The 13,465-nt window shown below is 51.5% G+C and carries 13 protein-coding genes; all 13 read left to right on the top strand.

Annotated features, from left to right (window positions below):
- Positions 1–71: 71 nt before the first annotated feature.
- The 13 genes from ACFORK_RS28190 to hpt all read left to right on the top strand — a co-directional run bounded on the left by ACFORK_RS28190 (position 72) and on the right by hpt (position 13,430).
- Positions 72–1,742 carry a putative polysaccharide biosynthesis protein gene (locus ACFORK_RS28190; RefSeq protein WP_379205406.1) on the top strand — a complete coding sequence of 557 codons (1,671 nt, stop codon included), beginning with the start codon at positions 72–74 and terminating at the stop codon, positions 1,740–1,742.
- A 124-nt stretch (positions 1,743–1,866) separates the two neighbouring features.
- Complete coding sequence (yabN, locus tag ACFORK_RS28185; protein WP_379205405.1) at positions 1,867–3,363, top strand: bifunctional methyltransferase/pyrophosphohydrolase YabN; 1,497 nt, start codon at positions 1,867–1,869, stop codon at positions 3,361–3,363.
- A 347-nt stretch (positions 3,364–3,710) separates the two neighbouring features.
- The gene (locus tag ACFORK_RS28180; RefSeq protein WP_066367909.1) at positions 3,711–3,983 is read left to right on the top strand and encodes an HU family DNA-binding protein; all 273 of its coding nucleotides are present in this window, start codon (positions 3,711–3,713) and stop codon (positions 3,981–3,983) included.
- Positions 3,983–4,261 carry an RNA-binding S4 domain-containing protein gene (locus ACFORK_RS28175; protein WP_066367906.1) on the top strand — a complete coding sequence of 93 codons (279 nt, stop codon included), beginning with the start codon at positions 3,983–3,985 and terminating at the stop codon, positions 4,259–4,261. Before ACFORK_RS28180 ends, ACFORK_RS28175 begins: the two co-directional genes overlap by 1 nt.
- Before the next feature lie 189 nt (positions 4,262–4,450).
- Complete coding sequence (gene yabP / locus ACFORK_RS28170; protein WP_379205404.1) at positions 4,451–4,735, top strand: sporulation protein YabP; 285 nt, start codon at positions 4,451–4,453, stop codon at positions 4,733–4,735.
- The gene (yabQ, locus tag ACFORK_RS28165) at positions 4,732–5,295 is read left to right on the top strand and encodes a spore cortex biosynthesis protein YabQ (protein WP_379205403.1); all 564 of its coding nucleotides are present in this window, start codon (positions 4,732–4,734) and stop codon (positions 5,293–5,295) included. Before yabP ends, yabQ begins: the two co-directional genes overlap by 4 nt.
- A gap of 21 nt (positions 5,296–5,316) precedes the next feature.
- Positions 5,317–5,649 (top strand): FtsB family cell division protein, encoded by a 333-nt coding sequence (locus ACFORK_RS28160; RefSeq protein WP_379205402.1) that lies wholly within the window; start codon positions 5,317–5,319, stop codon positions 5,647–5,649.
- Between the two features lie 124 nt (positions 5,650–5,773).
- Positions 5,774–6,274: a S1 domain-containing RNA-binding protein gene (locus tag ACFORK_RS28155; protein WP_175370212.1), complete on the top strand. Its 501-nt coding sequence runs from the start codon at positions 5,774–5,776 to the stop codon at positions 6,272–6,274.
- A gap of 394 nt (positions 6,275–6,668) precedes the next feature.
- Positions 6,669–9,176 (top strand): stage II sporulation protein E, encoded by a 2,508-nt coding sequence (gene spoIIE, locus ACFORK_RS28150; RefSeq protein ID WP_379205401.1) that lies wholly within the window; start codon positions 6,669–6,671, stop codon positions 9,174–9,176.
- 468 nt (positions 9,177–9,644) lie between these two features.
- Entirely contained in the window at positions 9,645–10,391 is a 747-nt protein-coding gene (locus tag ACFORK_RS28145; protein WP_379205400.1) for a vWA domain-containing protein, read from the top strand.
- Positions 10,381–11,319, top strand: coding sequence for a serine/threonine protein kinase (locus tag ACFORK_RS28140; protein WP_379205399.1), 939 nt, complete (start codon positions 10,381–10,383; stop codon positions 11,317–11,319). The genes ACFORK_RS28145 and ACFORK_RS28140 overlap by 11 nt, the downstream gene beginning before the upstream one ends.
- Before the next feature lie 82 nt (positions 11,320–11,401).
- Positions 11,402–12,844 carry a tRNA lysidine(34) synthetase TilS gene (gene tilS, locus ACFORK_RS28135; RefSeq protein WP_379205398.1) on the top strand — a complete coding sequence of 481 codons (1,443 nt, stop codon included), beginning with the start codon at positions 11,402–11,404 and terminating at the stop codon, positions 12,842–12,844.
- A 46-nt stretch (positions 12,845–12,890) separates the two neighbouring features.
- Positions 12,891–13,430 carry a hypoxanthine phosphoribosyltransferase gene (gene hpt / locus ACFORK_RS28130; RefSeq protein WP_379205397.1) on the top strand — a complete coding sequence of 180 codons (540 nt, stop codon included), beginning with the start codon at positions 12,891–12,893 and terminating at the stop codon, positions 13,428–13,430.
- Positions 13,431–13,465: the final 35 nt, after the last annotated feature.

Here is a 13,465-nt window from a genome sequence, read left to right as displayed (position 1 = left end):
AATTAAGCTTGTTTTTGACTGGATGGCAGTCACGTTTCTTTCCAAATTCAGCGTTAGAAGCAGGTAATCTCATGAAATCGACAACACAAGCATCCCGGTTGCTTCAGGGAGCCTTCATTCTTAGTGCAGCGGCGATTATCTCGAAGCTGATTGGCACTTTGCAAAAAATTCCGCTGCAAAATCTGGGCGGTGATGCCGTATTCGGCATCTACAATACGGTTTATCCGCTGTACACCATGCTTATAACCATCGCCATGCTGGGCTTGCCTTCAGCCATATCCAAATTCGTGGCAGAGGCATCCGCCGGAAGACGGGAAGGTGAAGGGCGCAGAATCCTTCTGTTGTCCACGCTGATTACGGGTCTCTTTGGCTTGGTGCTTGGCCTCCTGACTTATGTCGGTGCGCCGCTTATTGCTGTATGGGTGGGCAGTTCCCATGTCATTCCAGCGCTACGTAGCGCATCGTGGGGTCTTGTGTTCGTTCCGGTCATGGCTGCATTACGGGGTTATTTCCAGGGTCTCCACAATATGACCCCCACTGCGGTGTCACAAATTGTGGAGCAGTCGGTCCGCGTAGCGGTAATGATCGTGCTGCTGCTCTATCTGACTTCACACGGGGCGGGAGTGGAGAGTATTGCTGCCGGCGCTCTGCTTGGCTCCGCGGGAGGTGGAGCCGCTGGCTTACTGGTAATGCTGCTGTATTGGCGGAGGCACCGCCGCAGTACCGGGCTTCCCGCCGCGGCAGAAGTAGCGGCTACCGCAGAAGTAACAGGACCCCAGGGTGGGGCTAGGATTCGGCCCGGACAAGCCTCAGGGATCAAGGTCAGCAGTCTGCTGTCCTATGGGGTCCCTGTAATGCTGGGTGCGCTAGCCCTTCCACTGATCGGGCTGGTCGACGTATTCACCGTGCCTCGCCTACTCTCGGAGGGTCTTAGTGAAAGTGCGGCCATGGCGCAGTTTGGGATCTATAACCGCGGCCTGCCGCTTGTGCAGATTGTGACCATGCTTGCCACCTCGCTATCCGTTGTGTTCATTCCCGCACTGGCAGAAGCCAAGTACAACGGCGATCTGAAGCTGGTGGAGACCCGCTGCAGCCTGTCGCTACGCTGGTTCTGGCTCTTGGGTCTGGCTGCAGCGGTGGGGCTTGCAGTATTGGCTGAGCCGATTAACATCGCGCTCTACGGCGATACTGCCGGCAGCAGCACGATGATCTGGCTGGCCTTCACCGCTGCCGGCAGCACAGTCAGCATCATCTCGGCGGCGCTGCTGCAGGGGCTGGGGCATGTGCGCGCCCCAGCCATACATCTCTTGGCCGCCGCGGGGCTCAAGGCGGCCCTCAACCTGCTGCTTGTCCCGCAGCAGGGCATTACCGGCGCGGCCATCGCCAGTGTGGCCGCGCACCTGCTGGCAGCAGCGCTGAACGTGCTGCTGCTGCACCGCCAGGGCTATCTGCGGCTTCGCCTCGCAGATGCCCTGGTGAAGCCCGCGCTGCTGCTCGCGGGCTTGGCTGCCGCCGCTGCGGCTGTCAGCTATGGAGCTGACGCGCTGTTCGCGGCGGCAGGGCTGGCGGGCGGGCGTACCGCCAGCTTGGCCCAAAGCCTGCTCGGCGTGACGGCCGGCTGCGTCGTCTTCGCCGTGGGTGCGATCGTCCTGCGGCTGCTCAGCGAGAGCGAACTGCGCCAGCTTCCGGGCATCGGCCCATCGCTGGCGAAGGGATTTAGAAAGCTACGGCTGTTCCGCTAGCGTATCATAAATGAACCATTCACTGTCTTCTGGCCTCGCGCAGCGAGCCGGAAGAACATTCAAGGATAGAGTGCCCTCTGCCCGTTCTTACGGCTAGAGAGGGCCAACAAGGAGATGAACAGGCATGAGTGCATCATTAACGATTGTCGGACTGGGTTCCGGCAATCCCGACCGGCTGACGCTGGGTATTATCAAGAAGCTGAAGGCAGCTTCCACCGTGTACGTACGCACCAAGGAACACCCGGTGATGTCCGCGCTTGCGGAGCTGGAGATTGAGTGGCAGTCCTTCGACGGATTATACGAGTCACTGTCCTCGTTTCCCGAGGTCTATGAGGCTATCGCTTCCCGTCTGATTCAAGAGGCTTCTGCTGGGGAGCACGGCACAGAAATTGTCTATGCCGTGCCGGGACATCCCATGGTTGCGGAATCGGCGGTTTCTTTACTCCGGCAGCGCTGCCCCGAGTCGGGGATAGAGCTGCAGATTCTGGGTGGCGAGAGCTTCTTAGACGAGGCCTTTGTCCGGCTCGGTTTTGACCCTATCGAAGGGTTCCAGCTGTTGGATGCTTCCGGTATTCGCCGCTCACACCTTCAGCCTGAGCTGCACACCCTGATTGGTCAGGTGTATGATACCTTCACCGCTTCGGAGACCAAGCTGAGCCTGATGGAGCTATATCCGCCTGAATACGAGGTTGTGGTTGGGCATGCGCTGGGTGTGGAGAACGAGGAGCAAATTCTGAAGGTGCCACTCTACGAGTTGGACCGTCTGGACGGGTACGGCAACCTGTCGCTGATTTATGTTCCGGCGAACCGTTCGGAAGACGTGCGTAATCGCACCTTTGCCCGTTTACATGAAATTGTCGATATTCTCCGTAGCCCGGAGGGCTGCCCTTGGGACCAAGAGCAGACTCATGAGTCTCTGCGTAAGAACCTGATCGAAGAAACCTATGAAGTACTGGAAACCATTGATGAAGATGACCCGGACCATATGAAGGAGGAACTGGGCGACCTGCTGCTGCAGATTATGCTGCACGCTCAGATGGAAGAAGAAGTGGGGACGTTCAACGTGTTTGACGTCATTGAGGGACTGAATAACAAGCTGGTGTTCCGTCATCCCCATGTGTTCGGCGACCGTCAGGCTGGCAATGCAGATGAGGCGCTTCAGAACTGGGAAGGTATGAAAGCAGAGGAGAAGCGGCGCAAGGGTGTGAAGCCGGAGGAGCAGTCTGTCCTTGATGGCGTTCCTCGCGATTTGCCAGCCTTGATGAAGGCCTATAAGCTGCAGAAGAAAGCCTCCAAGGTAGGCTTTGACTGGGACAATGCACAAGACTGCCTGGTGAAGGTCCGCGAGGAGGCCGACGAGCTGCAGGAGGCCATTGCTAGTGGAGCCCCTGCGGAGGATCAGATCCTGGAGCTTGGCGATCTGCTCTTTGCGGCCACCAATGTGGCCCGGTTTATCGGTGCCGATCCGGAAGACGCGCTGACTCGCACCAACCGTAAATTTGTCCAGCGGTTCCAATATATCGAACAAAGCCTGCGCAGCAAGGGAAAAAGCGTGCAGGACAGCAGTCTGGATGAGATGGAGGCCCTCTGGCAGGAGGCTAAGGTCCAGGAGCGCAAGTAACGGCGGTCCTGCAGGAAAGGCCTGCAGTAGCTGCTTCACGCTCGGGGATCGATCAAAAGCTCCCTAGCCGTATATATACGCGAAGAAGCGGCTATGCTGTGAATATAGCGGCTATGAATCTTTGATTTGAAGCAGGGATTGCAGTTTATAATGTAATAGTGCTATACTCTGCTAACCCTCTTCTTGCCGGGAAGGAAGAAGCCCGCTTTTCAAAAAAACGGCGAGTCGTGGCAGGATTTTCGGGTGGCATCCAGAATATCATAAAGACGAAATGGCGATTTGCGGCAGATAATGGCAGTAAATCTCGTTTCATTTATTTTTTCGTATCCTAGGAGGAACCTTAAACTATGAACAAGACAGATCTGGTTAACAACATTTCCGAGAAAAACGGATTGGCAAAGAAAGACGTAGAAGCAGTACTGAATGGATTCCTGGGTGAAATCACCGAAGCTCTGGCTAAAGGCGATAAAGTCCAATTGATCGGTTTCGGCACTTTCGAAACCCGCAAACGTTCCGGTCGTACAGGCCGTAACCCGCAAACGGGCACAACCATTGAAATCCCTGAATCGACTGTACCGGCCTTCAAGGCAGGTAACAAGCTTAAAGAAGCTGTCAACTAATGCGTCTCGACAAATTTCTGAAAGTCTCCCGTTTGATTAAGCGCCGTACGGTGGCCAAGGATGTGTCCGAACAAGGTCGGGTGCTGATTAACGGACGGGAATCCAAACCCAGCAGCACAGTAAAGCTCGGCGATGAGATTACAGTGCAGTTCGGTCAGAAGCTGGTAACGGTCAAGGTAGAAAAACTGGTGGAGACGACCCGCAAGGACGAAGCCGCCGGGATGTATACCCTGCTCCGGGAAGAGCCGGTTGCCAAGAGCAACGGGCTGGAGTGGTAAGTGCCGGTAACTTAGCTTATACGGATGCCTGATGAAAGAAAGCGTAACTTTACATTATTGTAGAGTTGCGCTTTTTTTGCGTAGATAAGGTGACTTCAGAGATACTCAGCATGTTTTTTTAAAACAAGCTCCTGTTCTATCTTGAACTTCCCCACCATAGATTAGAGGTAAGAAGGAGGGGTACATGCTATGGTTGAAACAGGAAAAGTCAATAAGCAGCATGATCTGCATATGCACGACCGCAAGCATCTGGAATTGACAGGTGTGCAGAATGTGGAAAGTTTCGACAGCGAGGAGTTTCTGCTGCGTACAGAACTCGGCCATCTCACCATCCGCGGGAGCCATTTACATATCAAAAATCTCAGCCTGGAAAACGGACTCCTGTCGCTGGAAGGCAACGTTCATTCATTGATTTATCTTGATCCCGGTTCGCAGGGCAAAAACAAGGGAATTATCGGCAAGCTCTTTAAATGAACCCCGGGGTCCAATGGGTAACCCTGCTCTACATGATGCTGGCCGGGGCGGCAATGGGACTCGCCTATGACGGCTACCGGGTGCTGTCGTTCAAGTTAAGGTTTCCCAACTGGCTATGCGCCGCTCTGGATTTGCTGTACTGGCTGTGGGCCGCCCTGCTTGTGTTTCGTCTTCTGTATGCAGGTAATCAGGGGCAATTGCGGTTCTATGCGTTCCTTGGTCTATTTCTGGGTGTATGGATCTATTTTTTGATCTTCAGTGTTACGGTGCGGCGTTTTGTGGTAATGTTAATTCAGTTGGTTCATTCTGTGTTCAAATTCCTTTGGAAGCTTGTAACCATCCTGATCGGGATGCCGCTTCTGTGGCTCTGGCGCCTTCTCAAAGGGATACTGACGCTGCTCGGACGTATTGCGCTGTTTATTCTCAAGCTGCTCTTGCGTCTAACGAAGCCGCTTTGGATACTGCCTGTTAGATGGCTTTCTCCCTATTGGGCACGGCTTGTTCATAGCACATGGATGACAACAATTACTACTTGGCTGACCACCCGATGGAAACGCTGACCTTGAAGAGGGGGACGCAGCATGAACAGATTTTCTGCAGAAGAGAAGAATGCGAATAAAGCTTCGGCTGCCGGTGCGAAGCGGAGGAAATTGATCTGGCTGGTCGTTGTAGCGGTTTTTTTCGGCTGGGCGGGTTATATTTTCATTTCTCAACACGCGCTAATCGCGGACAAGAGTGCCGATCTGGCTAAGAAGCAGGAGACCAAGGATAGTATTACCAAAACTCTGAATCAACTGAAATATGATGTATCCAGGCTGAATGATGATGAGTATATCGGCCAATTGGCGCGTAAATGGTATAATATTTACCCTCAGGGGGAGACTCCGATCCGAACAGAGCAATCAGAGAAATAAAGCAGGTCAAAAGGGCTTTTCGCTCTGTTGCCTTGCTCTTCTCTTTACTGTATAATCAAATCACCGCAGACAGGATGACCTTAATATTCGTCTGTATATTTTTAAGGGAGGATCATTTTATTCTATGGCAATTGAAGTGGGCACCAAGTTAGAAGGCAAGGTGACAGGCATCACGCATTTCGGAGCATTTGTGGATCTGTCAGGAGGTGTCACAGGTCTCGTTCACATCTCGGAAATCGCCGATAATTACGTCAAGGATGTTAACGATCATCTGAAGATTAGTGATGTAGTAACAGTCAAGGTGATCAACGTCGACAAGGACGGCAAGATCGGACTTTCCATCAAGCAGGCCGTTGATAAGCCGGCATCGGAAGTACGTCCCCCAAGAGCACCAAGACCTGAACGTCCAAGCGGTGGAGACCGTTTTGGCGGCGGTGGAGGCAACGGTGGTGGAGGCGGTGGATTTAATCGTGAACGGGGAGGGCGTCCATTCAAGCCTGCAGCCGGTAAACCTTCATTCGAGGATAAAATGTCACGCTTCCTGAAAGACAGCGAAGAGCGCATGTCTTCGATTAAGAAGAACACAGAAGGAAAACGTGGAGGCCGTGGAGCCAAGCGCGTATAATCCCAAACTTGAACATCATAAATAACCGCAGGGGCTTTTGGCCCTTTGCGGTTTTTTTGTTTTTTGTGTAGTGTGCGGGCAAGGATTCACGACCCTTAACTTTTTTTGTCGGGGACCGCCAAATCGGCGACAGCATCCTTGCCAATCTCACATTACATTAGGGCAATCGCTGGCGAATGCCTGCCGCCTTTCACTGGTAACAGTCGGACGTTGCGACTAATCAAGCTGAGTAAGTCGCTGTCCCATAAGGAATAAAGGGCTTTTTCCGAGGTTTGTCGGGACAGGCTTTTTTGTCGGAAATTTCTTATCACTTACCTTCCGTTTCTGACAAACTTTCTCAGAACCGCCACTATATAATGAAAACCATAAATTTGGAAACGGGTGGTGTAGAGTAATGAGTAAAAGCAATGTGGTTAATTTGCCGGAGTGGACAAGAACAGGAAACAAGGACAAAGCACAAAAAGAGGACTTGGGATCGCGCCTGAAGACATGGGCTCAGAATCAGCGTACCCTTAAGCTTCTATCTGCGAAGAAATGGATGCTGCTCCTCAGTGTCATGGGATTCCTGCTTGGACGAGCTACCATCCTGAATGAGCTGTCCCCGTTCGCTGCTGCTTATTTTGCCGTCATTATGTTTATACGCAGAGATTCTATGCTTCCCGTGGCCGCAGCGATTATCGCAGGCAGCCTCTTTACGCCTTTCCCTGGGGGTCTGGTAATCACCGCAGAACTGATTATTTTTATGCTGGTCTACAAGGGAATGGAAAGCTTCCAGCGCATTGATCTCTCTTATGCACCGCTTATGGTTTTCGTATCATCTTTTATGGTGGGTCTGTTTCAAATCGTAATTGGCCCTTCATTCACCTGGTATCCAATGATGATGATGACCCTCGACGCAGGGCTCGGATTTGTCCTGACACTGGTATTCGTGCAGGCGCTTCCACTATTGACCTTTCGGCAGAAGAGCCGATCACTGCGCAATGAGGAAATTCTCTGCTTAATTATATTGCTTGCCTCCGTAATGACCGGGCTCGTCGGCTGGTCTATAGGGGGGCTGTCTTTAGAGCATATTCTTTCTCGATATCTAATTCTATTGTTTGCAATGGCTGGCGGTGCCCCGCTAGGGGCCGCTGTCGGGGTAGTTACAGGGCTAATTCTCAGCCTGGCCGATATTGGGGCGATTTATCAGATGAGCCTGCTGGCTTTTTCCGGGATGCTGGCGGGCATGATGCAGGGTGGCCGGAAAGGTGCGGTTTCTATCGGAATGCTACTAGGCTCAAGTATTCTATCCGTTTATTTCACGGGTCCGGGTGATATGATGGCTTCAACATGGGAGACTTGTGTAGCGGTGGTGTTATTTCTTCTGACTCCGCGCAGCATGATTTCGGCAATCGCCAAATATGTGCCGGGAACAGCCGATCATAGTCGATCTCAGCATGAGTATGCCCGCAGGGTTCGGGATATTACGGCAGAAAGGGTGACACAGTTTTCGCAGGTATTCCGCCAGCTGTCCAGCAGCTTCGGGCAAATATCACATGCCGGAGAGTTGGGAACAGCCGAACGTGAGATGGAAGATTTCATGAGTACGGTGACAGACAACGTCTGCGCCGGGTGCGTACGCCGCGGTCATTGCTGGGATGCGAAATTCTATCAGACCTATCGTTATATGACCGATATGATGAGCACTGTAGAGGAATGCCCGGATGTCACAGCCACTCAGCTTCCTCCTGAATGGAGCCGGATTTGCGGTAAGACCGGTGAAGTTCTGGAGTTCATGAAGGGTCAATACGGCCTTTACCAGCATGATATGCGGTGGAAAAGACAAATATACGACAGCCGGCAATTTGTTGCCGAGCAACTGTCTGGCGTCTCCCAGGTGATGGAGGACCTGGCCAAAGAAATTAAGCGGGAGGGACAGGCAATGTATCGCCAGGAAAGCCAGATCCGTGAAGCCTTGGAGAAGCTGGGCTTGTCCATCCATAGCATTGATATATTAAGCCTTGATCCTGGTCGTGTGGAAATCGAGGTGCTTCATGCCTATACACGCGGGTTCGATGAATGCCGCAAAATGATTGCTCCGTTGCTCTCGGATATTCTTAATGAGAACATAGCTGTCATGAGCGAGACGGCAGTACATCCCCGTGAAGGGCTTTCGATGGTTACGTTCGGATCAGCAAAAGCATATGAGGTAAATACCGGGGTGGCCAATGCTGCCAAAGGGGGAGATTTACTGTCAGGTGACAGCTTCAGCACAGTAGAACTGGGTAACGGAACCTTTGCTGTATCCATCAGTGATGGAATGGGCAACGGTGAGCGTGCGCGAATGGAGAGTAGCGCGGCACTGGGAATGCTGGAGAAGCTGCTGCAATCCGGTATGGACGAGAAACTGGCAGTCAAATCCGTTAATTCGGTGCTGATGCTTCGTTCCCCTGACGAGTTCTATGCCACCGTAGATATGGCGCTAATTGATCAATATTCCGCACAGACCACTTTTATGAAAATCGCCTCTGCGCCGAGCTTTATCCGGCGGGGCAGCGAGGTGATTCCAGTGACAGCCAGCAATCTACCTATTGGTATTATTCAAGATATGGAGGTGGATCTGGTCACCTTGCAGCTTCATCCGGGTGATATTCTCATTATGATGACCGACGGTATTTATGATGCACCAGGATATGCCGTTAATAAAGAGATATGGATGAAACGGATGATACAGGAGCTTGAGGGCGATGATCCGCAGGACATGGCTGACATCCTTCTGGAGAAGGTCATCCGTTACCAAGGGAATGAAATCCATGATGATATGACCATTGTCGTCAGTCGGATTGACCATTATCATCCGGAATGGTCCAGCCTGCAGCTGCCTGGAATCGGGCGTATGGAGCGCCCGCGTACGGTGAGCTAGAGTACAACTGCTCTGTTCTATTGTTATCTAGACTTCTATAGCATCAGCCTTCTAATGTTGCACAAGCTTAGGCAGTGTTTTGCTTCCGCACTTGTTGCACTTCAAGCACTTGCCCTTGCTTTTGCCTGCCGAGTCGAATGAAATGATGACTCGCCACCACTTGTTCCCCCCACCCAAACACCGCAATTTGTGGTAGGGTTAGGCTTTTGAAAAAGTGAAAGGTATGGAACGGAGAGAAATTTTGGAGCTGTAGAAGCGAAGCGTTCGCCTTTGTCACCGGATTTTCACTTATAAATCACTATTGAATAAATCCGGGGACAACAGCGATCGAAAGCCCAACATTTCTCGCAGTTCCCCTTTATTCACATTCTTTCTAAAAGCCTTTCACCTCACAAAATGCGAGTTTGAAATCTCTCATTTCTGGACATGCTAGAAACAGAGGTTTCAAACAAAGGGGAGTGAATGGTTATGAAGCAGATTCTGCTCATTACAGACGGATGTTCGAACGTGGGGGAAAGTCCGGTGATGGCAGCGGCGCATGCCCTGCAGGAGGGAATCACCGTTAACGTGGTCGGTGTGATTGATCATGGAACCATTGGCGAGCTGGGTAGCCGGGAGATTGCCGATATTGCGAAGGCCGGAGGGGGGCTGAGTCGTATAGTCGGAACACCGCAATTGGCTCAAACGATACAGATGATGACGCGCAAAACCGTAGTTCAGACCATTCAGCGGGCGGTTAATAAAGAGGTGAAAAAAATACTGGGTGATGGCTCGCTGGAAGAGTTGCCGCCGCTACAGCGTTCTCAAGTTGTCAATGTCGTAGACGAGTTGACGGAGACTTCCCCGCTGCGCATTGCTCTGCTCATTGATGCTAGCGCGAGCATGAAGCCCAAGCTTGCTGCAGTAGAGGATGCTATCCGAGATCTGGCGCTTAGTTTGGAAGCACGAGAAGGCAAAAGCGAGATTGCTGTTTTTCATTTTCCCGGACGCTCCAGCAGTGAGGATGCAGAGCTTGATATGGACTGGACCAGCAACGTGTCTGGTGTCCGCTCTTTGTTCTCCAAGCTGCGGATGAAAGGCGCTACTCCTACAGGGCCAGCGATTTTCAAGGTGCTTGAGCATTACCGTTATGATACACTGGATGGACATCAAGGACGCCGGATGCTTGAAGATCCAGATGAAAGAGAAGGGATGATTGGTGGGTATGTCGTCTAATCCGCCTTATCCTCTCGGCACCGTTATCACCGGGAAATGGCGGGGAAACCGTTATGTGATACAGCGATTGCTGGGCAGGGGCGCGAATGGAACCGTTTATCTTGTGCAGCGACAAGGGAGACGGGAATACTATGCACTGAAGATGGGATACGATGCGCTTGATTTGCAATCCGAGATCAACGTGCTCACTTCCTTGCAGTCCCGCCGGAAGCGCAATGAATTCCGCGCCCAGCGGGAATCACCTTTGTCTTCCTATCTGCTAGAAGCAGATGATTACATGGAAGACGATAATAAGCCGTTCTATGTAATGAGATATGTGCAGGGCAGACCGCTGCATCATTTTCTCTCCAGGAACGGACCGGATTGGCTTGGGCTTGTGGGCCTGAAGCTGCTTGATAAGTTGCGCAGGCTTCATGAATGCGGATTTGTCTTTGGTGATCTAAAGCCGGAGAATGTTATGGTTTCTGACGTTGGAGAAGCCGAGCTGATAGACTTTGGCGGCGCAAGTCCAATGGGGCGCAGTGTGAAGCAATTCACCGAATGGCATGACCGCGGCTTCTGGAATGCCGGCAGCCGGACCGGGGATGAGGCGTATGATCTGTTTGCCTTTGCCGTTCTCTGTCTTCGCTTGCTCAATGAACAAGGTCTGAAGAGTGCGGCTCAGCAGCTTCCGCAGACGAGAAGTGTGGATGAGCTGTTGAAGCTGGCTCGCAGCCTGCCAGACAAGAAGTTGTCTTCCTGGATTTGTCATGCGCTAAAAGGTGGATTCAGCGGCTCAGCCGAGGCTATGGAGATTTGGAAGAATCATATATACGGCTCGCGTAAGGCTAGACCGGAGAATATGGCCACTCCCCGTTGGTTGAAGAATGCGTTTGGCTTGTCTTTATTCATGCTGGCCTTTACAATTTATTGGCTACTGCGATTTTAAAATTATACATACTGCCGGCTATGGATCAAGGATTGCCGGTATATGAACCTGTGCAAACGGCCGGGCGGGAAGGGAGCCGCATATGGAGCAAATGAACGGACTGGTGGATGCTGTACTGGAGTCTGCAGCTGAGCATGAGCTGTGGTCGCCTCATGACACCATAGTAGTCGCAGTATCCGGTGGCTCGGATTCTGTGGCTCTTTTGCATGTGCTGCATGAAATCGCGGCAAATCGGACACCTTTAAAATTAATATGTGCCCACGTAAACCATGGATTCAGGGTGGAGTCGGAAGAAGAGGCAGAGCTTGTTCGCCAGTTGGCGGTAGGGCTGGGCATTCCTTTCGAAATGGCGGAGTTTGATATTCCCTCTCTGACAAAGGACAGTGGCCTAGGCCCAGAAGGCACAGCCCGGGAGAAGCGTTATCAGTTTCTTATTGATACTGCTCACCGGTATGGAGCTCAAGCTGTCGCACTGGCCCACCATGCTGATGATCAGGCTGAGACTGTACTGATGCGGCTGTTGCGTGGAAGCGGGCTCTCGGGGCTGGCCGGCATGAGATGGAAGCGGACGGAAAAAAAGGTGCAACTCATTCGACCATTCCTCCGTATTAACAAAACGGCCCTTGTGGGCCTGTGCCAGGAGAATGGATATCCCTATGCGGAAGATGCCAGCAATCTGCTGACGCAATATACGAGGAATGCCGTGAGGCTGGAGGTGCTGCCTTTCCTGGAAAGTTACAGTGGACACTTGGGACAGTCTTTGCTTCAACTGGCAGATATTGCCGGATCTGAGGACGATTATATGGAAGAAGCTGCTGCCAGATGCTTTGATGAACTGGTTTCCGTAAATAACGGAAATTATACATTTGAAAGGGTATCCTTTGCGGCTGTACCCTTGGCTTTACAACGGCGTTTGATTAAACTAATATTAAATTATCTGTCGGCGGATTCTTCCATTACGGATTTCTCAAAAATTGAATCTGTGCGGCGGCGGACATTACAGGAATATCCTACGACTTGGAGTCTCGATCTGGGTGGGGGACTTACCTGTGTCCGGCAATATGACTTGATGTTGTTCTCGTCCAAGCCCTTGAAGCGGCAGGCAAGCTATACATATCGGATTTCTTTGCCCCAGACCCGGCTTTTGCTCGGTGAGATTGGGAAAGTGATGACGATGACGGTGCTGGAGAGAGAAAGCTTTTTTTTACGTGGGGAGCAGTCTGAAGTGATGTCGGCATGGTTTGACCTTGATGAATTGGTCTTCCCGCTGACCGTCCGATCCAGATTACCTGGAGATATCATTAAGATTATGGGATTAAACGGAAGCAAAAAGGTAAAAGATATTTACATTGATGATAAAATACCTTCTTCCGAGCGATCTGTAATTCCCCTCGTGTGCGATGGTTTGGGCAATATCGTCTGGATTCCGGGCGTAAGACGCTCGATGCATGCCGCAGTAGGGCGGCATACGGCCGCGGTCCTTCTCCTGTCGCTGGAAGACAGTGACGGGATCGAAGAAACGTAATGGTCGAAGTAAGTCTTTCATAGTATAACTTAGGAGGTCTCGCAAGTTGCAAAACGATATTAAAGAGGTTTTAATCAGCGAAGAGGAAATTCAACAGAGAATCAAGGAGCTTGGCACTGTGCTAAGCAAGGAATATGCAGGACGCAATCCTTTAGTAATCTGTGTTCTAAAAGGTGCGTTTATATTTATGGCAGATTTGGTTAAAGTCATTACAGTACCTCTGGAAATGGACTTTATGGCGGTATCAAGCTATGGAGCATCTACAAAGTCTTCCGGCGTTGTCAAAATCATCAAGGATCTTGATGTGTCGGTAGAGGGCCGTGATGTGCTGATCGTTGAGGATATCATCGATAGCGGTCTTACGCTCAGCTATCTGATCGAGCTGCTGCGTAATCGCAATGCCAAATCAGTCGCAGTAGTTACCCTGTTCGACAAACCTGCGGGACGTACAGTCAACCTTGAAGCAGAGTACACGGGGTTTGTATTGCCCGATGAATTTATTGTGGGCTACGGATTGGATTATGCCGAGCGGTATCGGAACCTCCCTTACGTCGGCGTACTGAAGCCTGAGATTTATTCGAATTAAACTATTGGCAGCCATACAGCTGGCGATCAGATTCC

The organism is Paenibacillus sp. GCM10012306 (genome assembly GCF_042649265.1).
Classification (GTDB): domain Bacteria; phylum Bacillota; class Bacilli; order Paenibacillales; family Paenibacillaceae; genus Paenibacillus_AQ.
Note: the sequence above shows the minus strand (reverse complement) of the source record. Positions and strands in the feature narration are given on the sequence as shown.